Source organism: Vibrio amylolyticus, from assembly GCF_023145695.1.
In the GTDB taxonomy this organism is placed as follows: Bacteria; Pseudomonadota; Gammaproteobacteria; order Enterobacterales; family Vibrionaceae; genus Vibrio; species Vibrio amylolyticus.
Window position 1 is genome coordinate 263791 of record NZ_JAJHVV010000002.1, and the last position, 22440, is coordinate 286230.

Here is a 22440-nt window from a genome sequence, read left to right on the forward strand (position 1 = left end):
TCTAACTCCATGTATTAGAAGTGATGCATTATTTATTATGTTATTCAATTGTTAATCACAAGTTAACACTAGCATGCGTACAAAGGAGGTGAAAGAAGATGAAGTTTTTTTGATCAATTAGAGTGATCTATCTAATGAAACTGCCTGAAAACACCGGGAGATATTCCCGTTTTCTTTTTAAAAATACGTGAGAAGTAGGAAACGTCGTTATAACCACATTGGTAGGCGATCACCGCTATCTTGTTCTTTTTATCATCTTGTAGAAGTTGTTTTGCTAGTTCGATTCGCTTGGTAGTGAGGTAATCTCTGAAACTGATCCCGACCGAGTTATGAAAGACTTTAGAAAAGTAGCTGACAGAATAGTGGCAAAAGTCTGCGATATCTTCTTCTCTAATTGGCTTGGCGATATTGCTATCGATATAGCGCAGTACTTCAATGATATCTTTACTAATGGCTTGATTCTTAAGTCCCACTTCTTTTTTATGAAGTTCTAGAACTGACTGATGATCGGTAAATCGATAAAGAATATTTCGACTAAGATTTTCGCACCATTCATGAATATCAAAATCGTTGAGATCGAAATGCTCAAAGATGATATCTAACTTAAGAATATCCTCTTCAATTTTGCCTTTGTGAATAATAATCAAGTTCTTATGGAGATTTTGACAGAGCTTAATAGCGGTAAGTAAAAGGGGGTGGTTACTATTTTTATCGTAAAAGAAGAAGCAAACATTAACATTAGAGTCGCTCAATATTGAAACGTCATGACCACTCTCTATAACTTTAAAAAATTTTTCAATACTAAACAGAGTATCTTTTGGTATGTATGAAATTGATTGCCCAATCCAATGGCCTGCATGTAAAACGTCCATAGTATATAGCCTTAGATTAGTTAGTCCTTAATAGCTAGTTTAAGGCTAGTCTTTAGTGACGAGAATTCAAGATGGGCTACTTATCTCTTCTATTGTTGATTGATCTATAATTTAAATCAGGCTTATTTTGTGATCTTTGTTCAAAAAACAAAGGTAAATAAAGAGAGTCAAGTATCACTTATGAGAATTTGAAGGATAATAGTTGTCGGCGTGTATTGCTGAGTTAAAAGTATCTGGTATTCAAATTGTTAGATGTTAAGAGTAAATAACGTTCCTTGTAATATAGATAGAAAACTCAGAATGTAACTATTCTAATGCGTGTTAAATGTAATATATAGGTGATATTCAATGATAAAAAAGTACCAAAGAAGATTAAAATAATCCTAACTTATCACTTTATTACTATCTAAATTATTAGTTAGCAATTAGATAAAATTGCATTTTGGAAGGAGACCAAATGATGAATACATTAATGAAAAACGTTAAAGCATTTATGCACGACGAAGAAGGACTAACGGTTGTTGAATACGTTGTTGGTGCTGGACTACTGGTTGCTGGATTAGGGGTAATATTTGATACTTTAGGCTCAAGTCTAAGTAGTGCACTATCTGATGCAATCGGTACTATTGGTGAAGACGCTGCTGCTGGCTAATTTCAGTCAGTTTGTAAGCTGATTGAGAATAGAAAATTCTACAAAATATAAGTTATCGTCTACTCTTAAAATGATCGACTAACAATTGTTAAATCGTCTAACAGTTGTTAGTCGTTGTAGTTTTTGGAGGAGAAAATGGCAGGTGCTTATGGACGTGTTGTTGAGTTTTTTAAAGATGAAGATGGACTAACTGTTGTTGAGTATATCGTCAGTGCTGGATTACTAGTTGTTGTTCTTTCTGGTTTATTCACCGTTCTTTATGGCGCTATTAGTGATCGTTTCGAATCAATGTTTAGTGATTAATATAAATTATAGAGGTATGGCTTGAGTGGAATACCTAATCTGGGCTGGGTTACTTATCGTTGCTACGACCGATGCTAGAGAGCACCGCATTCCAAATATTGCCTTATTTTATTTATTGATTGTCACCTTGATTAACCAATCTTTTTCTGTTCATCCATTGACAACCATTGGCAGCTCTTTGCTCGCCGGTTTTGTTATGTTCTCAGTATCTCTACTTTTGCATTTTTTACGTGCAATGGCCCCTGGAGACGTCAAGTTGTTAGGTATTGTTGGCGTTATTGTCGGTTGGGGGCAATTAATGAATACCACTTTTTGGATTGCCGTATCGACTGTGATCGTCGGCCTGTTATACGGAGCCATACGTCTAGCTGAAGATCCTGATTCCCTTCAACAACTGTTTCAAAAATATACTATGCTTTTTGCATACGGTAAGAATGCAAATACATCACTCAATGTTATAAGTAAAAATGATACTAAAGTTTTGAGAATGCCTTTTGCGCCTATCGTTGTTATCGGTTTAGCTATGCAGAGTTTTTATAGCGGAGTTTTATTTTAACGAGACAGCTATTTGAAGTATCCAGTCGCACTGGTACAACGCAATAGTAATAAGGAGTCTCTGTGAATACGACATCAAGTGCAGGTCAACATAGAGAAGAGCTAACGCCTCAAGCGAAAGCTCCTAAAGTTCCTACTTCCTTTGAAGGATTAGGTGTCCCTAGAGCGGTTGTAGAGAACTTGCTAATTAAGCAAATCGCCGCCTTTCCAAAATCCGATCTTCTGAATCTGACTAAATTAATGTGCATTAATAGTCATATGATAGAAGATATGATTGCAAATTTGCGCAAAAAATCTTTAGTTGAAGTGTTTCAAGCGGCTAGCGAAGGCTTTATGTCGCAGGAAGCTACTGGTAGCGTTCGTTATGGGCTGTCGGAAACAGGGATGCAAGAAGCTGATGCCGCGTTTGCCAAGGATGCGTATTTAGGCCCAACCCCCGTTTCACTTAGAGATTACGATCAAATGGTCAAAGACCAAGACGTACGGGCGAAGGTGGTAACAAAAGCCGATGTCACTCACGCGCTTAGTGAAGTTTACGGCGCTGAAAGGATGATATCAGTACTAGGACCTGCGATTAATTCAGGTCGTGCGCTACTTCTTTATGGCGATGCGGGTACTGGTAAAACATTCGTAGCAACTCGAATCTTAAACTCTCTTAATACTTCCGTTTATATCCCTTATGCCGTCTATGCGGCGGGAAACATCATCAAAGTCTTTTCACCACAACATCATAAGCGAGTAGATAACAACGCTGACGGGCAGAGTTTATTGTTTAAAGAGCAGTTTGACCGTCGTTGGGTGCTGAGTGAGCGGCCAAATATTCAAGTGGGTGGTGAGCTGACTATGGATATGCTCGAAGTTAACCATAGCGAACATAATCGTGTTTGGATGGCGCCGCTGCAGATGATGGCCAATAACGGTATCTTCATTATTGATGATTTAGGCCGACAACCTATGCCTGTAGACACTCTGCTTAACCGTTGGATTGTTCCTATGGAGTACTTTTTTGATCACCTCTCGCTCCCTAACGGCCAGCAAATTACCATTCCATTTATTTTGACACTCGCCTTCTCAAGTAACTTAGATCCAGAAAAAATCAGCGATCCTGCTTTCTTAAGGCGTTTAGGTTACAAGATCCAGTTTTATCCATTGAAAGACAGTGAATACCAAGCGTTATGGGAAAAAATTGCTCAGGTTAGACAGTTAGCCATAGCGCCTTCAGTTTTTGAAAATCTATTCAGTTTACATCGTCAACATAGCGTGGGTTTTTATCCTTGCTTACCCAAAGATATGGTGGGTATTAGCCGAGATATCATTGCATTTGAAGACATTGAGCCCGTTATTACGCCAGAAATACTATCTCGGGCATGGGAAGTCTACTTTACCGCGGATGGTAAAGGGGGGGGAGCTAGATGAGCAAACAGCAAGTAATTTTATTGTTTCTGTTATCCATTATTTTCGGCCTAGGGGCGGTATTTTTTGCTAAGCAGTGGATGGACAGTCAAGTGCAGCCTACGATTGAAACTGAGGTTGTTGAACGAGAGCCGGTGGTTATTGCGGCTCAACCGATTCCAGCGGGTACGGTTATAGAGGAACAACACTTAACCTCTAAACTTCTGGAGCTTGATTGGCGAGAAGAGAGCCAATATGTGGATGAAAGCTTGGTTGTTGGGCTTGTCGCTGAGTCTGATATTTTCCAAGGCGAGTTGATAAACCCATTACGTGTCACTTCAGGGGCGGTTGGTTCAACACTTGCTGCTTTGATCTCAGAAAATATGCGAGCCGTCACCATACGGGTGAATGATGTTATTGGTGTAGCGGGTTTCCTACTACCAGGTAATCGCGTTGATATTTTGAACACGATTGAATACAGCAAAACGTACACCAATACATCAACGGTTTTAAAAGATATTAAAGTACTTGCGGTCGATCAGACGGCAAAGACTCAAGAAAACTCCCCCGTTATTGTTCGAGCGGTAACATTAGAGGTGTCGCCCAAAGATGCTGAGAAACTATTAACTGCTCAAAGAAAGGGAAGCATTCAGTTAACGCTAAGAAATCCTCACGAGCCTGAGGAAAAAGTAGTTAAACGGCGTCCTGCACCGAGTGTCACCATCATAAAAGGGACGCAGTCTTCTAATATTCGAGTTAAGGACTAAGGTGCACCATGAGAAAGATAATAATAGTTTTCTTCACCCTGATTTGGTTGAGTACGACGGCAGTGGTTAGTGCGTCGACTCAAACTGGAAAAATCGTTAAGGTCCCTCATCATAAATCGACTCACGTAAACCTATCAGCTAAAGCTAAACGTGTGTCCTTGGGCGATCCTGAAGTGTTAGATATTGTGATGCTCAAATCAGATGAGCTTTTTTTGATAGGGAAAAAACTCGGTTCAACCAACCTGATGGCTTGGGACAGTAAAGGGCAATTGATTGAGTCTATTGATATTGAAGTCACTCATGATCTCAATAGCCTCAAAGCAAAGCTCTATGAGTTCCTGCCTGATGAAAGTGTCAAAGTGCATAGTGCTCAAAACCGTTTAATTCTCAGTGGGCAAATCAGCTCGCAAGAAAAAATGAATGTAGCATTAAGGGTTGCAGAAACTTATGCCGTGGGGCAAGTGGCAGACAAAGCAAAAGAATCTCTTAGTGAGACGGTTAAGAAAACGGGTGTTATCAATTTGATGTCGATTGGTGGTGCTCAACAAGTCATGCTTGAAGTGACTGTGGCGGAAGTGCAGCGAAGCCTAGTACGAAAATTTGATGCGAACTTTCACTTTTTCCAAACCAGTGGCTCTGAATTTAGCTGGGGAGGAGCATCCGTAGGTAGTGCATTAGATAGCTCCTTAGCAGGTACCAATCCAATTTTTGGGTTACCAGGCTCAAGTGACTATGGCCTTTTAGGGTCATTTGTTGATGCTAATACAGTGTTTAGTTTTGCGTTAGATATAGCTAAACAAACAGGTGCTGCAAAAGTACTCGCTGAACCAAACCTCACCGCATTAAGTGGCGCAAGAGCAGAGTTTCTCGCTGGTGGGGAGTTCCCTATCCCTGTTCCTGATGAAAATGGGATAACCATTGAATACAAAGAATATGGTGTCGGTTTAAAATTCATTCCAACGGTTCTTAGTGATAAGAAAATTAACCTTAATCTTGCCGTCGATGTGAGTGAAATTGCGAATTCTAGCTCTTTAACTTTGAGTCCTGGTGGCACAAACGGAACCTATGTGATTCCACCTATTACGCGTCGTAGCGCTTCTTCCACATTGGAGCTGGCTGATGGGCAAACCATCGGTATAGCGGGGCTTTTAAGTGAAAACGTTCGGGATGTCGCCACCAAAATGCCAGGCTTTGGTGATATTCCAGTGTTAGGGCAGCTATTTAACAGTCAAGAGTATGTTTCAGGTGAAACTGAGCTGGTTATTCTCGTTACCCCTAGATTGGCCAAACCTATTGATAGGAACAGAGTGAGTTTACCTACTGATGCCTTTGTAGAGCCTAATGATGTCAAATACTACTTATTGGGTCAGGGTGCGTACATTGCTCCTCCAAGCGAAAATGGAGGAAGTGATAATTCGGACAATTCTGCAGAATTTATTGATAACGCGCAGGGTGGTTCGGAAGGTTCGTTTGGACATAGCTTATAAGACGACAAGTTTATAGAAACTATAGAGCTAAGGAATAGTGAAATGAGTGTACTAAAATTAGTAGTGACCTTGCTGTGTATTGGAATACTTGTCGGGTGCGCTAACGATGCAAAGTTAGGACATCATATGGCGAGTGTTCGAGCAGAGCAGGTCTATAACCCTAATGCAACAAAAGAGAATGTATCTGTCATTCCATTGGGTAGTGGTGAAAAAATGGAGGGTGCCTATCAGATCTACACTGGTAAACAGAGCGAAAGTTTGAAAGGTACTGAAAGCCAAGTATTACAAGGGTTTGCGCAGTAAGCAGCCTTAAGGACTACATATGAATGATATCAACCAGACGGCTTTTAAGCCAAGAAAACAGTCAGGTTTAGTATTGGTGTTAGTGACTGCAGCAATGACATCTTTGATTGCCATTGCTGCATTTTCTATTGATGTAAATCATTCATTGATGAATAAAACACGCCTACAGAATAGTGTCGACGCCGCTGTGCTAGCAGCCGCTCTAGTAATTGATAATAAGGGAACAACTGCAGAGGCGACAGCCATTGCTAACTCAACCTTAAACACCGTCGCAGGAGCAACAGGAAATAGTGAGATGGATTTTTCATCAGCGACTATCTCTGTTCAGTACTCTAATGATCCTGCCGTATTCCCAGATGGAACTTACTCCAGCACTGAAGATACCTATGTTCGGGTTTCCGTTTCTGACTATCCCCTTGATGAATTTTTGATTCAAATGTTTGGGATTGAGAAAGTGTTAACTGCCAGCGCTGTCGCAGGCCCTAGCCCCCCAGAACCTCTATTGATGAATATTGTACCAATTGCTGTGTGTGAAGGGGATGACACTGGCACTAATGGTTATGATCAAGGGGAAATTTATGCATTGAAAATTGCAGATCAAAATCAAAGTGAAATGGGAGCGGGAAATTTTCAGTTACTTGACTTTGGATCTGGTGCTAGCACTGTACGTGAAGCGTTAGCGGGCGGGTTTGAAGAGACAATCAATATTAATGACCCAGTAATAACTAAGCCAGGGAACTCTATTGGACCGGTTGGGCAGGGTTTAAATACGCGTTTTGATATCTATAGTGGAGGTGGTGTTAGCGCCGCAGATCACCCGTCAGACGTTTATGTTCGACAACCGGTTGTCGAAGCGACAATGGATAACAATGGCGTTATAACCTATGAAGATGAGTCGGGCGCTGGTGGTGAGCCTTGGGGCTACTCAGACTATGAGGCGGCATTGCCTGACTGTACTGGAGATAGCGATTGTCGTATAGCACAGGGAGGGCAGCCTGGCCGCAGAATCTTACCAATACCTGTTGTTGATTGCACTGGTGCGGACGGGGGGACGAATAGTTTTGATATTGAGGCGGTAGGGTGCTTTTTCTTACTTCAACAAGCTCCTTCTAGTAACGGTAGTAAGCAACCTGTGTTTGGGGAGTTTATCGAAGACTGTACAGTCACAGGAGGGGTACCTGGACAAGATGATAGTACGGACGGGCCTTATAAAATAGTGCTCTACAAAGACCCTTTAAGTTCGGAGTCTTAATATGAAAAATAAACAAAAACAGCGAGGAATTGCAGCCATAGAGTTTTTGGTTACCGTACCAGTGTTAGTCATTATTGTTGGTGCTGTTACCGAATTTGGTAATGCGTTTATTGAGTATAATACGCTCAATAAAATGGCGAGAAATGGTGCGAGGTATGCAACGTCAGAAGTGACAGGCACCACGTCTTACGATCAAATTGCGGATGAAACCGAAATAAAAAACATGGTGGTTTATGGCACTACAGCCGTTGGGGACTCTAGCTCTCCACTTATCAGTGGCTTAACGGCCAACGATATATCTATCGATCATTCTAATCAATATGTCACGATTACCATAAATCATACCTATACTCCTAGAACGAGCTTTTTATCATCCATCTTTGACTCTTCAGGAGCTCCGATGAATGTATCGGCGGTCATGAGGACTGCACCATGAAAAGAAATGAAGGAATATCCGTTGTTGAGTTCACCATCGTATCAAGTGCTTTATTTATATTGATATTTGGCATCATTGAAATTGGGCTCTACATGTATTCACTTCAAAGAATTAATGAAATGACACGTATTGCGGCTAGGTTAGGAGTGGTATGTAACGTAGGGGATCAGGACGATATACCTGCGTTAGCTGTTCCCGATGATGCGCCAGGAGGGTTTGCTCCGGAAAACCTCTCCTTAGGATACTTAGATAGCGGAGGCAGCCCGATAGTCGGGGATCCCGACGCTGATGAAGATGTATTTCTAACAATACGGTATGTAAGAGCCGAAGTTGTTGATTTTGAATATCAGTTTTCCGGATTGCTTTCGTTCTTTCAAGGCGCTATCACCGTACCGAACTTTGAAACAACATTACCCCGAGAGAACTTGGGAGAGATTAGAGGTTCGGTAACCGATACAGACTGTTAGGAGAATAATCTATGGGAGAGGCTGTGAAGCTAACCAGAAATGATGATAATCAGATACGCTTGAAGACCAGCCTTAATATCTGGGTTTTTTATTCTAGTGATCGATTTCAATTACATATCAGCCAAGAGCTAGCTAAGTGTCAAAGCATCAGTTTTGAAACGATTTCCTTGCATAGCCTCGTAGTGGCAAACCTCGCTCAGTTTAATGCCCCCGATTTGATTTTTGTTGAAACAGGACCCAATTGGGCCCAAAAAATTGTTGAACTTCAGCAGTATGAAGCGCCTGTTGCTGAAGGGTATGAAGCGTCGTTGATCGTTTTTGGTAATGAGAGTGATAACGGTGCGCTGAAAATTGCTCTACGTATTGGAGCGGCTGATTTCGTTTCTGATAAATCAGAGATTAACTCCCTTATACCCATGCTTAAAAACGTTGCTGAAGAGAAGGTTGCCAGTCGAAATTTAGGCCAAATGTATGCGTTTGTTAACTCAAAGGGAGGGGCAGGGGCTTCAACGTTGGCCCTAAACTCAGCCATGGTTATTGCCCAGGAGTTCCCAGATAAGGTTTTGCTACTAGATTTAGATCTTCAATTTGGCGTGATTGAGGACTACCTAAATGTCTCTTCGCCTTACAGCATGTCTGACGCGATTGCCAGTGTCTCTGACCTAGATGAAGTCTCTCTGGGGAGCCTTGTGACCAAGCACTCTTCTGGATTACACGTACTCGGTTTTAAGCATGAGAATACGCATGATAATTATGATAAAGCGAAACAGATAAATAAATTGCTGCCTATACTTAGAGAGTTTTATCCATATGTGATTGTTGATCTCTCTAGGGGGGTTGATCGTCTTTTTGCTTCAGTGATAGCTCCTGTAACTAAGGTGTTCTTGATTACTCAGCAGAACCTAGTCGCGATTAAAAATACAACGCGAATTGCAAAGCTGTTGGCTTTAGATTTTGGTATAGGGAAAGAGCAGCTTGAAGTGGTGGTGAATCGATATGAAAAGCGGCAATCTATCAAGCTAAAAGATATTGAAGGGACGATTGTTGGCGTTAGGGTTCATATGGTTCCTAATGAATTTAAAGTGGCGATTGAAAGTGCCAACTTAGGACGGCCATTTATTGAGTCAAAGCGAAAGAGCGCAATCGCTAAGTCTGTGGCAGAGTTCACCCAAACTATGATGCCAGAAAAAGAGCAGAAACAAGGCTGGTTTAAAAGCCTTTTTTCCTAAGGGAGTAGGGAGCTAGGATGTTTTTTAAAAGAAAAAATATAAGTCCTGAACTACAAGAAAAGTTAGCAGAATCAGAAAAAAACATGTCAGTTGATGAAGGGGGGGGAAATAAGGCCTCTGCTTCTAGCTCTCAGAGCAGTGTTTCTCCAAGCGTTAATGAAAGACAGGCTCTCGATATTCAAGAGAGAGATAAAGCGGTTGATGATGCGAAAAAGCAATTAGAGCAAGAGTTAGAAATTAAACACTATTATCATCAGCGACTTCTTGAAACATTGGATCTGGGCTTGTTAGCTAGCCTTGAAATGGCAAGAGCCAAAAAAGACTTACATGACGCTATCGTTCAATTGATGGCAGATGATCAAACCCATGCTCTCAGCGCGGAAGGTAGAAAACGAGTCATCACCCAGATTGAAGATGAGGTATTTGGCCTTGGGCCACTAGAGCCTTTACTTAATGACTCCACGGTATCGGATATTCTCGTTAATGGTCCAAAGAGTGTTTTTGTGGAACGAAGAGGTAAGCTTGAATCGACACCTTATACGTTTTTAGACGATCGTCACTTAAGAAATATTATTGACCGAATTGTAAGCCAAGTAGGTCGTCGTATTGATGAAGCCTCTCCCATGGTTGATGCTCGGCTTCTAGATGGTTCTCGTGTGAATGCCATTATTCCTCCCCTTGCACTAGATGGTCCCTCTGTGTCAATTCGTCGGTTTGCCGTTGATAAGCTCAATATGGAAAACTTATTGGGGTTTAATTCAATCTCAGAGCCTATGGCTAAGTTTGTAGAGGCAGCCGTACATGGTGAGTTAAATATTTTAATTTCAGGTGGTACGGGTTCAGGAAAAACCACCACACTGAATATCTTTTCAGGGTTCATACCGAGTGATGCACGGATTATCACCATTGAAGATTCAGCAGAGCTGCAATTGCAACAGCCTCATGTTGTTCGTCTAGAGACTCGACCTGCAAACCTTGAAGGAAAGGGAGAAATCACCCAGCGCGACTTAGTGAAAAACTCCCTCCGTATGAGACCCGATCGAATTGTTTTAGGAGAGGTGCGTGGTAGTGAGGCGGTTGATATGCTCGCAGCCATGAATACGGGCCATGATGGTTCTTTAGCAACGATACACGCGAATACACCAAGGGATGCACTTAGTCGGGTTGAAAATATGTTCTCCATGGCGGGCTGGAATATCTCCACCAAGAACTTACGTTCTCAAATAGCATCAGCGATCCACCTTGTTGTTCAGATGGAGCGTCAGGAAGACGGTGGTCGACGAATGACCAGTATCACCGAAATCAATGGCATGGAAGGTGAGATCATCACCATGTCAGAAATATTCAAATTTCAACGTCAAGGTATGGACGAAAATGGCAAAGTGATCGGTTACTTCACTGCAACTGGCGTAGTACCTGCTTGCCATGACCAGTTGTCGAAGAAAGGGCTACATATGCCATTTGAAATTTTTAATGAGACATATCAATAGGGGTGATAAATCATGGGACAAGATCCGACACTCTTTTATGTACTACTCTTTTTTGCTGTGGTGTTTATCTCACAGGCTCTTATTCTTCCTGCCGCAGGGAGTAAGGCAAAGCACAAAGAGCTTTCCGATAGGCTTAAAGAGTCTCAATCTAATTTAGATGAAGAGACTCGATCGCTTCTCCAAGAGCACTATCTAAAAAGCCTTACACCTATGGATAGAAAACTTGTACAGGTAAAAATACTATCCGATTTGAAAAAAAGTATAGAGCTATCAGGGTATGACTGGTCACTCAATCAGACGTTAATGGTTACTTTTTGTATCGCTTTGGGCTCTTCTCTGATTCTACTTATATTAGGCCAACCATGGTTTGTAGAAATAGCTGCGTTTATTGGGGTTTGGGTCTTAATGCACATGATGATACAGAGAAAAATTTCCCATCGCCTATCGACCTTTGAAGAGCAGTTGCCTGATGCGCTTGATATCATGCGACGAATGCTGCAAGCCGGCCAACCGGTCACTCAAGCATTTAATGAAGTTGGAACTGAAATGCCAGCGCCAATTGGTATTGAGTTTAAAAATACGTTCAATTTACTTAATTACGGTTATGACATTCGCCTTGCCATTATGCAGATGGCCGAGAGGACACCTACTGTATCTATGTTAGCGTTTTCAAGCGCTGTGTTATTGCAGAAAGAGACGGGTGGTAATCTATCTGAGAACTTAGAAAAGGTATCTCATGTACTTAGGGCGCGATTTAAACTACAGAGAAAGATAAAGTCGATTTCAGCGGAGAGCCGAATGTCTGCTTGGATCTTAGTGCTATCCCCGTTCATTCTATTTGTGTTCATGTTTATTACCAACCCTGATTATGTTGCCCCTCTCTATGAAGATCCTAGAGGGATGACATTGGTCAGCGGGGGGATTGTGAGTCTGTTTTTCGGATCAATTTGGATACGTAATATCATCAATTTTGAGGTGTAATATGGAATCCATAATAGAGTTAATTAAACAGATAGAAGTTGATGAACAGCTCTTTATTTTAGGCTTTATATTACTTTCTACGACGTTGCTTATTATGGCGGTAGTTTTTATTTTTGTGGGATTTAAATCGCCCTTGAAGAAAAAACTCGAAGAGATAAAAAAAGAGTCTGGGAGCAGTAATCTTAAGAAAAGCAGAAACCTAGATAATACGCTCGAATCTCTAGCGCCGATAATGACACCAAAAGACAGTAAAGAGCGAGAGAGTGTTAGACATAAACTGATGCATGCGGGCTACCATGATGCTGATGCATTAACGGTTTTCTATGCCGTTAAGGTATTTACTTTTGTTATTGGCTTGATGATTTCTGGACTCTTTTATTACTTCGCACCGGATTTAGGCTCTCTGAATATCATCATGATGGGGAGTGTAACACTTGGAATGTTTGCACCTAATATCGTTATTGCCCAAATGATCAAAGCTCGTCAATCCAAAATAAAAAGAGGGGTTCCAGATGCGTTAGATTTACTCGTGGTGTGTAGTGAGTCAGGTCTAGGGTTTACTTCGGCACTTCGTCGAGTTGCCGATGAATTAGTGATATCTCACCCTGAGTTTGCCGATGAACTTGATACAGTATGTGCAAAAATAAAAGCCGGTGTTGAGATGTCTGATGCCTTTGAAGACTTAGTAGAGCGAACCGGTGTGACTGAAATTATGGGACTAGTCAAAATGCTTGCTCATGCTTCTCGAATTGGTGGCAGTATTTCTCAAACATTGCGTGAATACACTGAAGATTTTAGAGATCGCCGAAATCAAGAGATTGAAGAAATAGCAGCAAAAATCCCTACAAAAATGATTTTCCCATTGCTGATATTCATCTGGCCTTGCTTTTTTATAGTGGCGATAGGTCCTTCAATGCTCAGTATCACCGCGTCGTTTGGTAACTAAGGAATATTTATGAAAGGATATAAGTTAATCGCTGGTATAGGTTTATCATTGTTATTGACCTCGTGTGCTAGTGAGCCTGAAAAGCCAAGCTTCGATACAACGCTATATGACGGTCGCCCTGTGGATACGTTGACTTCGGATGCACCACCACTTAATGAAAAAGAAGCGATTACACGTGGTGATATTGCACTTAGTCGAAATAATATCGATTTAGCTTTGTATGAATATATCCGTTCGCTCTCATTCCCTGATGGCCAGTATCATGATAAATCACTTTATAATATTGGCCGCATTCATCAGTCTCGTGGAAATCTGGAATTGGCTGAAAAAGCGTATTCGATAGCACTGGAAGAGAATCCAAATAATGTACAGGTATTGGAACATTTAGGGAGTATTTATGCGAAATCGGGGGATGTAGAACAGGGCTATAGTTACTATTTACGAGCTCTCAATGCCGACCAAGTTCGTTTAAATAGTGTATCAACACTTCAACAAGATGATTTGGTTAAACCTGAAGACGTTGAGATACTTCAAATTGACAGTGACTCTCCCGTTACCGCTTATATGGGGCTTGGTGTGTTAACGGATGTCAAAGCGAATCATAGTTTAGCGCAGGCGTTTTATAAAAAAGCGCTACTCATTGACCCTCGCTCAGTTAAAGTTCAAATAAATACAGGTTATTCGTATTACATGTCGGGTGATTACAAAACGGCATTGAGGTACACCTTGTCTGCGCTAGAGAAAGAGCCCAATAATGAAAAAGCTCAAAATAACCTAGCACTTATCTATTTAAGTAGAGGTGAAATCAAACGAGCAATTAATGTATTTATGCGTCAGATGGAGGCAGCCGAAGCGCTTAATAACGTAGGTTACTTCCTGATTCTTCAAGGTCATCCAGATAAAGCGGTTCCGTACTTGCAGCAAGCTATAGATAAGAAGCCGTCGTATTACAAGGTTGCGAATGAAAACTTAGAAAGAGCACTTGCCGAAGTAAGAGCAAAGACGATTGAAGATTCTGTAGATATGGAGACCCAGCAGTAGAATTGATGGACTAGGTTAAGAATAGAAAAATACACAAGAAAGAAGGAGAGTGTGAACTCTCCTTCTTTTATTTCGATTTAGGTTTTAGGTTTATAGCAATCCAGTGGCGATTCCTGAAAGAGCAAAGAAGATAACCATCCACACAATTGGAAGCTTTAACTGCTTTAGTAAAAAGAAGCCAACCAGTACTAAAGATATGTCTAAACCACTGAACACCGCACTGGTAAAGACTGGTTGGTACAATGCAGCTATCAATAGGCCGACAACCGACGCATTCACACCAGATATTGCCCCAGAAACTTTAGGCATTCTCGCTAATTTCTGCCAGTTCTTTAGTACGCCAAGCAGTAGTAAGAACCCTGGTAAAAATACCGCAAGCGTTGCAACCATTGCACCTAATACAGGGCTATCTGGAAGCATTTCATAGCCAATATACGTCGCAAAAGTGAACATTGGGCCTGGTACTGCTTGTGCGGCTGCATAGCCTGTTAGGAAGGCGTCTGTGCTGATTTGATCACCAACGATATTTTGCAGAAGAGGAAGCACAACGTGACCGCCACCAAAAACGAGACTCCCTGCCTGAAAGAAATCACTGAATAGCGCAATACTTGGTGCGATATGAGTAACGAAAGGAATCGCTAGCAACAGGACGCCAAACGTAACTAAAGGCCATAACGATGGCTTGAATGGTGTACGGTCATCTTGTGGCTCAGAGCTGGCGAGGTATTTTATGCCTAGAAGCCCTGAAGCTGTTAAGATCGCGATCTGAGTACTAATGCTAGGCACGATTAACAGTGCTACAGCCGTCATGATGGCAATTGCGACAGTAAGAGTCTGCTTACAGAAGTTTTTGTACATCCCCCAGGCGGCATCTGCTACTACCACAACAGCAAGTAACTTCAGTCCATGAATAACACTTTGAAATAGGGTGTTCTCGGTCAGTTGGCTGCTTAATACCGCTAAAGCGAGCATGATGAGTATTGAGGGCAACGTAAAGCCCAGAAAGGCCATACAAGCGCCACCTAATCCTCCCTTTTTATAACCAAGAGCAAAGCCCACTTGGCTAGAGCCAGGCCCAGGTAAGAACTGACTCAGGGCGACTATTTGTCCATATTCATCATCGCTGAGCCACTTACGTTTTTCGACAAATGCATTGCGAAAATAGCCTATATGAGCAGCAGGCCCGCCAAAGCTTATCCAGCCTAAGGCAAAAAAGGTTTTAAATATTGATAACATTATTGCTCTCTGTGTCTCTATTCAGATTTTGATTCGTTGCTACTGTATGAAATGAACTAAAATGATTCAAATTGATAGTTTTAATTGAAACTATGAATAATATAGGATTAAAAGAGCAATGAAAAAACAACGGAAGCAGTGTTGGTGAATGATGAGTGAGATTAACTGGAAAAACATAGATTTAAACCTACTAGTCACATTTTCACAGCTATATAAATATCGAAGCGTGAGCGTAGCGGCGGAAAAAAGTTTTATTAGCCAGTCGGCTATGAGTCATGGACTGTCACGATTAAGGCTACTTTTTGATGATCGACTTTTTGAGCGGAAAGGGCATCAAATGGAGCCAACGGAATACGCACATCAAGTTGCGCCATTGATAAGCCAGCTATTGAATAGCGTTTCTAATGAGTTATTAGCTAAAGAGCCCTTTATGCCTGAGAATTACACTGGGGTATGTCGAATAGGGCTAACTGACTATGCTGAGTTTATTTTTGCACCACAACTCTACGACGCGATTAGAAATAGTGCACCACGATCGCAAGTCAGTTTCATTAATGTGAACCGTAATAATTACATCAAGCTTGTAGAGAGTGAGAAGCTAGATGCGGTGATTGGCAGTATTCCGAATGTCGATGAATTATTTGAATCGAGCCATCTATACACCGAAAAACATGTCTGTTTATTCGATCCTAGCTGTGTTGAAGTGAATGAAACCTCAAGCGTAGATAGCTTTTCCAATATAGATCACGCATTAGTGAGTGCAGATGGAAGCTTGACTACCCAGGTTGACAAGAAACTAGAGGAGTTTGGCCTAACTCGGAAAGTGACAGTAGCATCGAGAAATTTCCTATCGATTCGTAGCTTATTAAAAAGCCGTCATTTGGTAGCGATTGTTCCGCAGTTAATGGCCAATACAGACGCTTTTAATGATCAACTAGCCACTAGCCCCCCGCCCGTCGAGGTACCTGATTTTGATATATTGTTATTATGGCTCAGAAGTAAGAACAAAGAGGATAAAAACGAATGGCTACGCAGCCTAATCCTTGATGTGGTTGGCTCATATAGATAACTCAATGTCTAAGTGAGTTTAGTGAGTGATGCACCTACGATTTTCCACATAATAACAGTCATGATGGCACTGACATAGCCGTCAATGGCGTAATGCCAAGCAAGGTGAACTGATCCAATTTGTATTAAAAGTGCATTTGCCCACATAAAACAGCCAAGAGTTTTATTTTTCCTGTAGCTTCCCATTGCCATTAAGACAGCAATAGACACATGCATACTTGGCATCGCTGATATGCCAATACCAATACCGCCATCACGATTAAGATACTTCAGCCAAAGCATGTCTTGGACATCAAGTGCCCACAGAGGAGGAAAACCTATTTCCATGAGCTGTCGGCTTTGTGTGGTTAAAATATCAAGGAGAGGAAGAAAGTCGTTGTGCTCTGGGTTGAGTAAATGCATATAGCAAGGACCGGCAGACGATAGAATCGTTGCGGATATTCCACCAATAAGTAGCCAACTAAGAAGAAAACTGAGTAGGTACTGGTTTCGAATCAGTTTTTCACGTCTATCTATTATGAAATAGAGAAGTGACCCCCACATAAAAAAAAACCACAAGTGGTAAATAAAGTTGATGATAAACGTCGCATATTGGTTGGAGAAAACGGCGTGGGTCCATTCCCAGGGAGATGTGCCAAAGTGTAGCCATTTATCTAATTGGTAAAAGAGAAGATCATATTCAAAAGGGTGTAAATCGGGGATAAGAGACTTTAAATAGGAATAGCTAGAGATAGTGATATTGAGAGTAAGCATCAACAATGCAAAAGAAATCGCTTTAGATAAAGGGTTGAAGAAGGATAAAACCTTCCTTCCATAATGAGTCAGTGGGCTAGGCACTCGGTGGTACAACATATAGCCGTAATAATATGCGCTCCAAGTAAAAAAGGAGATGTAGCACATGCTAGCGAGGCTTTTTAGGTAAGAGAATGCATTGTACTGGTAGCTTAATTGAACGTTCATTAAGTGAAGTACTAGATAGATCCCCACACTACTTAATAGGGCATAGACATAGATAAATTTGTCTTCTAGAAGGGTAACTTTGATGCTTTTCCACTGAGTAACATAGCCTTTCCTTTTTGGCGTAGAATCCATACAGCTCTTTTCTCCATAGCGTTATGGCTTATTATGAGCATAGACAAGAAATGCTTTACTCATTATTTCTATTTCTATTTCTATTTCTATTTCTATTTCTATTTCTATTTCTATTTCTAAATAGGATCTCTGTAGACCATTACTTATTAGGCTGCTCAGGTAATAGGCATTCATACCCTAGCCATAATTGAGCTTTCACAGTAGATGCCTGCTCTACTTGTGGATACAGATCAACGCGTTGTTTTACTTTATTGGTGACGAAAAAGATACACAGAACGGAAACACTGATAATGATCACGTGTTGTAAATAAGAGCTATGGCGTATCAACGAAGGTGCAGGTTTAATGCTCGCCCAATACATAGCCAAACTAAATGCGGCGAGTAATTGGCTAATAGGGGAGTCGAGTACTCCAGAAATAAGACTGTAACTAAGGCCTATGAGTAGGCTTAGCCCAGTTACACGTACCATTTGATTCTTAGTTCTAGAAACTGAAATAAACCCATAAGTAATCAGTAGAAGATATGAGATAAGAGGAATGATTCCCCAGCTAACGCTACTCCATTGAGGTGATGGTAAAGGCTCAGAAAAATTTTCTTTAAGGCATAAGAATGAGTCGCCACCTAACCCCCAGAAGCTAGTTTGTGAAAACGCCTCTAAATAGAGAACGACCTGCCCAGAGGATTCCGTTTTAATGCTGTTCCAGGTCAGGGCGCTGCCATTTAAGAACCACTCAGGAACAGGAGAAAGTAATATGAAGTGAAAAATAACGCCCCATATAATGGACTGAATCAGTAATACAACGATCTCTTTTCGCCAGTTCGCCTCTAACAAAGCCCATAACAAGATTGAAAATACGCCTACTGCCGCAATTCCCTGTGCGTCGGTAGCCAAAATAGAGGTCACATTGAGAGCACAAATAACCTGCATTACGTAGTAGTAATACTGTTTCCGCTTACAAATGATGGTGAGATAAAAAATAGGGATTAATAACCAAATCTGTACTTGGTTTATAAACCTAGGGTTAAGAATGGAATGGACAGACTCTGGCAACTGCATATAGGCTCGAAACCAAAACACCGAGGCAACGGATAGAAACAGAAAGATGGATATCCACGAAAAATACTGGAAAACCAGTACCCTATGATGGCGTAATATCGGCACTAAACTCGCCGCAACAATAGCAAGGCCGAGGATATAAAAATAATTTTCTTGCGCGCTCCACACATAAACTCGTTGCCAGTTTGCAATCGCAGCAAACGTAAATAGAGCCATGACAAGAGCGGTACATAGAGGGGTAACATTGCTGAAGGTAGACCAAAATTGCAGACGATGTTCTTTAAACAGAGCGAGCCCTAAGCAGAATATAACAATGATGGCACAAACAAATAGTCTCTTAGAGTCATACATCCATAACGAATCACCACGAGTCATCACGGTATTAAAACTAAAAAACAAACAACCAATAAAAATAATGGAAAGCAATATCCTATTGGGCAGTTGCGCTTGCTTCATACACTCCATAGCCTTTTGCTTTTTATAAGAGTGTAGACCAATCTTAGTGTACAGAGCGCCTTATAATAGGGTTTATCAGTAGTACTTAGCTTTTAGAGCGCGATATCTAAAACGGTTTAGAGCTACAAAGAGAATTTCACCCACTCTTTTCTTCTCCAACGTCTTGCCATAATTACGCCTCGGAACCATTCATCCAGTGCAATCGCCATCCATGCACCAAGCACACCATAACCCCAGTGAACGCCGAATAGATAGCTCATACCCACGCCAATCCCCCACATACTCAGAATACCCATTTGAACCGGAAACTTAATATCGCCTGCGGCTTTAAGTGCAGAAATAAAGATGAGGTTGAAGACACGCCCTGCTTCAAGAAGGATTGAGCCAGCTAATAAACTTGCAGTCAGAACTACGATTTCAGGCTGCTGAGTAAAGAGGTTAATCAACTCAAAGCGAACAAAATAGATGGCAATCATCAACAAGACGGAAGTAAGAAATCCAGCCACAAAGTATTTTTGCACTCTAAGTAAAATCTCATCTGTCCAACCCTTACCGATGTAGTAGCCTGTTTGAATTTGAGTCGCTTGCCCAAGCGCGAGTGAAAAGGCAAACGCCAGCCTCGCGATGTTTTGCGCATAAGTGAAGGCTGCGAGAGAAGACGTGCCCATTTGTACAATGAAATACACGATGGCCATTTGTGCCATGTTATACGACAATACTTCCCCTGCGTTCATACCACCAATAGTCAAAATCTTACGGTAGATGTCTTTAGGGATGGTTCTAAATTGTGTGAAAGGCAATTCAATATCGGTCTTTTTAAGTGTGAGCCACATCATGATGGTTGCAATGACCTGGCTAATCACTGTAGCGACGGCAACCCCTTCTACGCCATAAACGGGGAGCCCAAAAGGTTGGTAAAGCGCAATATAGTTACCGATGACGTTAATGACACCGGCAATCATATTAATCACCATCGGAGAGCGAGAGTAACCGTGGCTGCGTAATATCGTCGCTAAGACAATACCAATCGTTAGGTTAAACGTCATAGCACCACTGATTACAAGATATTCATAGCCGTACTGTTCAACTTGAGCCTCTAATCCATATAAAGGCAGAAAATAGTGAGCGCCTAATACAGCCATTATGCTAAGTGCTATTCCAAGAATAACGGAGAGAAGAATACTAGCGACACCCACATAGGATGAGTCTTGAGTGCGAGAAGAGCCATTGTATTGCGCAATAAGAATCCCCGTTCCACTACTGATCATTGTTGAAACAATAATTAAGAAAAAAGAGATTTGACCTATCACACCAACCGCTGAAACTGCTTTATCAGAATAGCCACTCAGCATGAATACATCGCTAGTATTCAGCGCTGTTCTTAATAAAATCTCAATGAATATAGGCCAAGTTAACGCAATGATACTCATGCGTTTGTTCATCGTGGAGTTTGGCATAATGCGCCTCAAGGGGAGTCGAGTGGGCAATTTTGGTCTAGAACCAAATCGAATGCTACCAACTCATTAAAAAGATCCTTATGGATAACGGTTAATGCTTAAAAAGACTATGCACTTCAACAATTGTAGAGGGGCGATGAACCGAAATTCATAGAAAACCCTTCAAAGCTTTATGAGATAGCGAAGTCAATACATTCACAAGCTTGTTGATAATGGAGAGTAGGTGGTGCTTATGGTGATGTAATCGTTTCCATTGCTGCCCTTCTATCTGAATGTAAGGGAATAAAATGAATAAGAGGAGTTCAATCGCGGTAGTCTCATTTATTAGGTAACCATCGACGATAGTATTCTTTGATTTGAGTCGTCAGATAAATAGTAAATAGGGGAATCATTAGCGCTATCGCTGTTTTTGCGTGATCATTATCACGCTGTTGCTAAGTGTTGTTTCTGACTTCACAGTTTTTATCCTCTTCGCTAACAGATCAAATATGTTAGTGATAAATTCTTGTGTAAACGTTACCAAAGCGTTCCCTACAACAAGAGAGATAACATAATGAAAAAGACGATGACCAAAGGATTGCTTGCTTCTGCTATTGGTATGTCACTGTTTAGTCAGGCATTGTTGGCTGAAGAAGTGACAGTATGGGCGTGGGATCCAAACTTTAATGTTGCGATCATGGAAGAAGCGGCTGCCCGTTATACTCAAGAAAACCCAGATGTTACCTTTAATATTCTTGATTTCTCAAAAGGTGAAGTTGAGCAAAAACTTCAGACTATGTTGGCATCTGGCGTGACCTCTGCTCTCCCTGACATCGTTCTTGTTGAAGATTATAACGCTCAAAAATACTTACAGTCGTTCCCAGGTTCATTTGCACCGATGACTGACAAAGTGGATTACAGCTCGTTCGCACCATACAAAGTAAGCGTAATGAGCTACAAAGGTGATGTGTACGGTATGCCTTTTGATACAGGTGTAACCGGCATGTATTACCGCACAGATATCCTTGAAAAAGCAGGATTCAGTGCTGAAGACATGCAAAACATCACTTGGGAGCGCTACCTAGAGATTGGTAAGCAAGTTAAAGAGAAAACAGGCGTGGCGATGCTGGGTACAAACCCAGACGATCTTGCAATGGTTCGTATCATGATGCAATCGGGTGGTGAGTGGTACTTCAATGAAGACGGCTCTCTTAACATCACAGAGAATGAATCACTAAAAGAAGCGCTGGAAGTCTTTAGACAGCTAATGTCTGACGATATTTCTCGCCCAGCGGTTGGTTGGTCTGAGTGGGTTGGTACGGTTAACCGTGGTCAAGTAGCGACGATCACAACGGGTGTGTGGATTACTCCTTCAGTGAAAGCGTCTGACGATCAAAACGGCAAATGGTCAATTGCACCAACGCCTCGTTTATCGAAAGAAGGTTCTGTTAACGCATCTAACCTGGGTGGCTCAAGCTGGTACGTACTGGGCAGTTCAAAAGTAACGGACACGGCGATAGATTTCCTTAATGACGTATACGCGAAAGACGTAAACTTCTACGAGACGATTCTAAAAGAGCGTGGCGCAGTAGGTTCTTACTTACCTTCTGCGAAATCTGAAGCCTACCAATACACCTCAGACTTCTTTGACGGTCAGCAAATCTACACAGATTTTGCAGGCTGGTTGGTTGATATCCCACAAGTGAACTATGGTATCTATACCTATGAAGTCGATGCTGCTATCAGCTCACAAATGCCAGCCTTAATGCAAGGTATGCCAGTGGAAGCGATGCTAGAGCGCGTTCAACAACAACTAGAATATCAATTACGTTAATACGGCTTACAAGGCACTTACTTCAGCGTCTTGTATTCGTATTGTCGAATACTCACGCTGAAAGTGCCTTTATTTTATATTTTATAGG

The 22440-nt window shown here is 41.5% G+C and carries 22 protein-coding genes; 17 read left to right on the forward strand and 5 right to left on the reverse strand.

What is annotated here, in order from left to right; translation table 11 throughout:
- Positions 1–131: 131 nt before the first annotated feature.
- Positions 132–872 carry a helix-turn-helix transcriptional regulator gene (locus KP803_RS04115; protein ID WP_248007564.1) on the reverse strand — a complete coding sequence of 247 codons (741 nt, stop codon included), beginning with the start codon at positions 870–872 and terminating at the stop codon, positions 132–134.
- Positions 873–1332: 460 nt separating this feature from the next.
- On the opposite strand from KP803_RS04115, the gene KP803_RS04120 reads away from it, so the two are divergent.
- From KP803_RS04120 to KP803_RS04190, 15 genes are all read left to right on the forward strand, one after another.
- Positions 1333–1524: a Flp family type IVb pilin gene (locus KP803_RS04120; protein WP_248007763.1), complete on the forward strand. Its 192-nt coding sequence runs from the start codon at positions 1333–1335 to the stop codon at positions 1522–1524.
- A gap of 135 nt (positions 1525–1659) precedes the next feature.
- Positions 1660–1827, forward strand: a complete 168-nt coding sequence (locus tag KP803_RS04125; protein WP_248007565.1) for a Flp family type IVb pilin — start codon at positions 1660–1662, stop codon at positions 1825–1827.
- A 25-nt stretch (positions 1828–1852) separates the two neighbouring features.
- Positions 1853–2383, forward strand: a complete 531-nt coding sequence (locus tag KP803_RS04130) for an A24 family peptidase (RefSeq protein ID WP_248007566.1) — start codon at positions 1853–1855, stop codon at positions 2381–2383.
- Positions 2384–2445: 62 nt separating this feature from the next.
- Positions 2446–3798, forward strand: coding sequence for a P-loop NTPase family protein (locus KP803_RS04135; protein WP_248007567.1), 1353 nt, complete (start codon positions 2446–2448; stop codon positions 3796–3798).
- Positions 3795–4541 carry a Flp pilus assembly protein CpaB gene (gene cpaB / locus KP803_RS04140; protein WP_248007568.1) on the forward strand — a complete coding sequence of 249 codons (747 nt, stop codon included), beginning with the start codon at positions 3795–3797 and terminating at the stop codon, positions 4539–4541. Before KP803_RS04135 ends, cpaB begins: the two co-directional genes overlap by 4 nt.
- 8 nt (positions 4542–4549) lie before the next feature.
- Positions 4550–6028, forward strand: a complete 1479-nt coding sequence (locus tag KP803_RS04145; RefSeq protein ID WP_248007569.1) for a type II and III secretion system protein family protein — start codon at positions 4550–4552, stop codon at positions 6026–6028.
- A 42-nt stretch (positions 6029–6070) separates the two neighbouring features.
- Entirely contained in the window at positions 6071–6331 is a 261-nt protein-coding gene (locus KP803_RS04150) for a hypothetical protein (protein ID WP_248007570.1), read from the forward strand.
- A gap of 19 nt (positions 6332–6350) precedes the next feature.
- The gene (locus KP803_RS04155; RefSeq protein WP_248007571.1) at positions 6351–7583 is read left to right on the forward strand and encodes a pilus assembly protein TadG-related protein; all 1233 of its coding nucleotides are present in this window, start codon (positions 6351–6353) and stop codon (positions 7581–7583) included.
- A gap of 1 nt (position 7584) precedes the next feature.
- Positions 7585–8019 carry a TadE/TadG family type IV pilus assembly protein gene (locus KP803_RS04160; RefSeq protein ID WP_248007572.1) on the forward strand — a complete coding sequence of 145 codons (435 nt, stop codon included), beginning with the start codon at positions 7585–7587 and terminating at the stop codon, positions 8017–8019.
- Positions 8016–8486 carry a TadE/TadG family type IV pilus assembly protein gene (locus KP803_RS04165; protein WP_248007573.1) on the forward strand — a complete coding sequence of 157 codons (471 nt, stop codon included), beginning with the start codon at positions 8016–8018 and terminating at the stop codon, positions 8484–8486. Before KP803_RS04160 ends, KP803_RS04165 begins: the two co-directional genes overlap by 4 nt.
- Before the next feature lie 11 nt (positions 8487–8497).
- Positions 8498–9715 (forward strand): P-loop NTPase family protein, encoded by a 1218-nt coding sequence (locus KP803_RS04170; protein ID WP_248007574.1) that lies wholly within the window; start codon positions 8498–8500, stop codon positions 9713–9715.
- Positions 9716–9732: 17 nt separating this feature from the next.
- A complete protein-coding gene (locus KP803_RS04175; RefSeq protein ID WP_248007575.1) occupies positions 9733–11205 on the forward strand; it encodes a TadA family conjugal transfer-associated ATPase in 1473 nt (490 codons plus the stop codon).
- A gap of 12 nt (positions 11206–11217) precedes the next feature.
- Positions 11218–12186, forward strand: a complete 969-nt coding sequence (locus tag KP803_RS04180; protein WP_248007576.1) for a type II secretion system F family protein — start codon at positions 11218–11220, stop codon at positions 12184–12186.
- Position 12187: 1 nt separating this feature from the next.
- Complete coding sequence (locus KP803_RS04185) at positions 12188–13132, forward strand: type II secretion system F family protein (protein ID WP_248007577.1); 945 nt, start codon at positions 12188–12190, stop codon at positions 13130–13132.
- 9 nt (positions 13133–13141) lie between these two features.
- Complete coding sequence (locus KP803_RS04190) at positions 13142–14173, forward strand: tetratricopeptide repeat protein (protein WP_248007578.1); 1032 nt, start codon at positions 13142–13144, stop codon at positions 14171–14173.
- Positions 14174–14263: 90 nt separating this feature from the next.
- On the opposite strand, the gene chrA is transcribed toward KP803_RS04190, so the two are convergent.
- Entirely contained in the window at positions 14264–15409 is a 1146-nt protein-coding gene (gene chrA / locus KP803_RS04195) for a chromate efflux transporter (RefSeq protein WP_248007579.1), read from the reverse strand.
- A 148-nt stretch (positions 15410–15557) separates the two neighbouring features.
- On the opposite strand from chrA, the gene KP803_RS04200 reads away from it, so the two are divergent.
- Positions 15558–16478 (forward strand): LysR family transcriptional regulator, encoded by a 921-nt coding sequence (locus KP803_RS04200; protein WP_248007580.1) that lies wholly within the window; start codon positions 15558–15560, stop codon positions 16476–16478.
- An 8-nt stretch (positions 16479–16486) separates the two neighbouring features.
- Here KP803_RS04200 and KP803_RS04205 read toward each other — a convergent pair whose 3' ends face one another.
- The 3 genes from KP803_RS04205 to KP803_RS04215 all read right to left on the reverse strand — a co-directional run bounded on the left by KP803_RS04205 (position 16487) and on the right by KP803_RS04215 (position 20539).
- Positions 16487–17569: a phosphatase PAP2 family protein gene (locus tag KP803_RS04205; protein WP_248007581.1), complete on the reverse strand. Its 1083-nt coding sequence runs from the start codon at positions 17567–17569 to the stop codon at positions 16487–16489.
- Between the two features lie 139 nt (positions 17570–17708).
- Positions 17709–19082, reverse strand: coding sequence for a hypothetical protein (locus KP803_RS04210; protein WP_248007582.1), 1374 nt, complete (start codon positions 19080–19082; stop codon positions 17709–17711).
- A gap of 122 nt (positions 19083–19204) precedes the next feature.
- Positions 19205–20539: an MATE family efflux transporter gene (locus tag KP803_RS04215; protein ID WP_248007583.1), complete on the reverse strand. Its 1335-nt coding sequence runs from the start codon at positions 20537–20539 to the stop codon at positions 19205–19207.
- 553 nt (positions 20540–21092) lie between these two features.
- Between KP803_RS04215 and KP803_RS04220 the strand changes: the two genes are divergently transcribed.
- Positions 21093–22352 (forward strand): extracellular solute-binding protein, encoded by a 1260-nt coding sequence (locus tag KP803_RS04220; RefSeq protein ID WP_248007584.1) that lies wholly within the window; start codon positions 21093–21095, stop codon positions 22350–22352.
- Positions 22353–22440 lie beyond the last annotated feature (88 nt).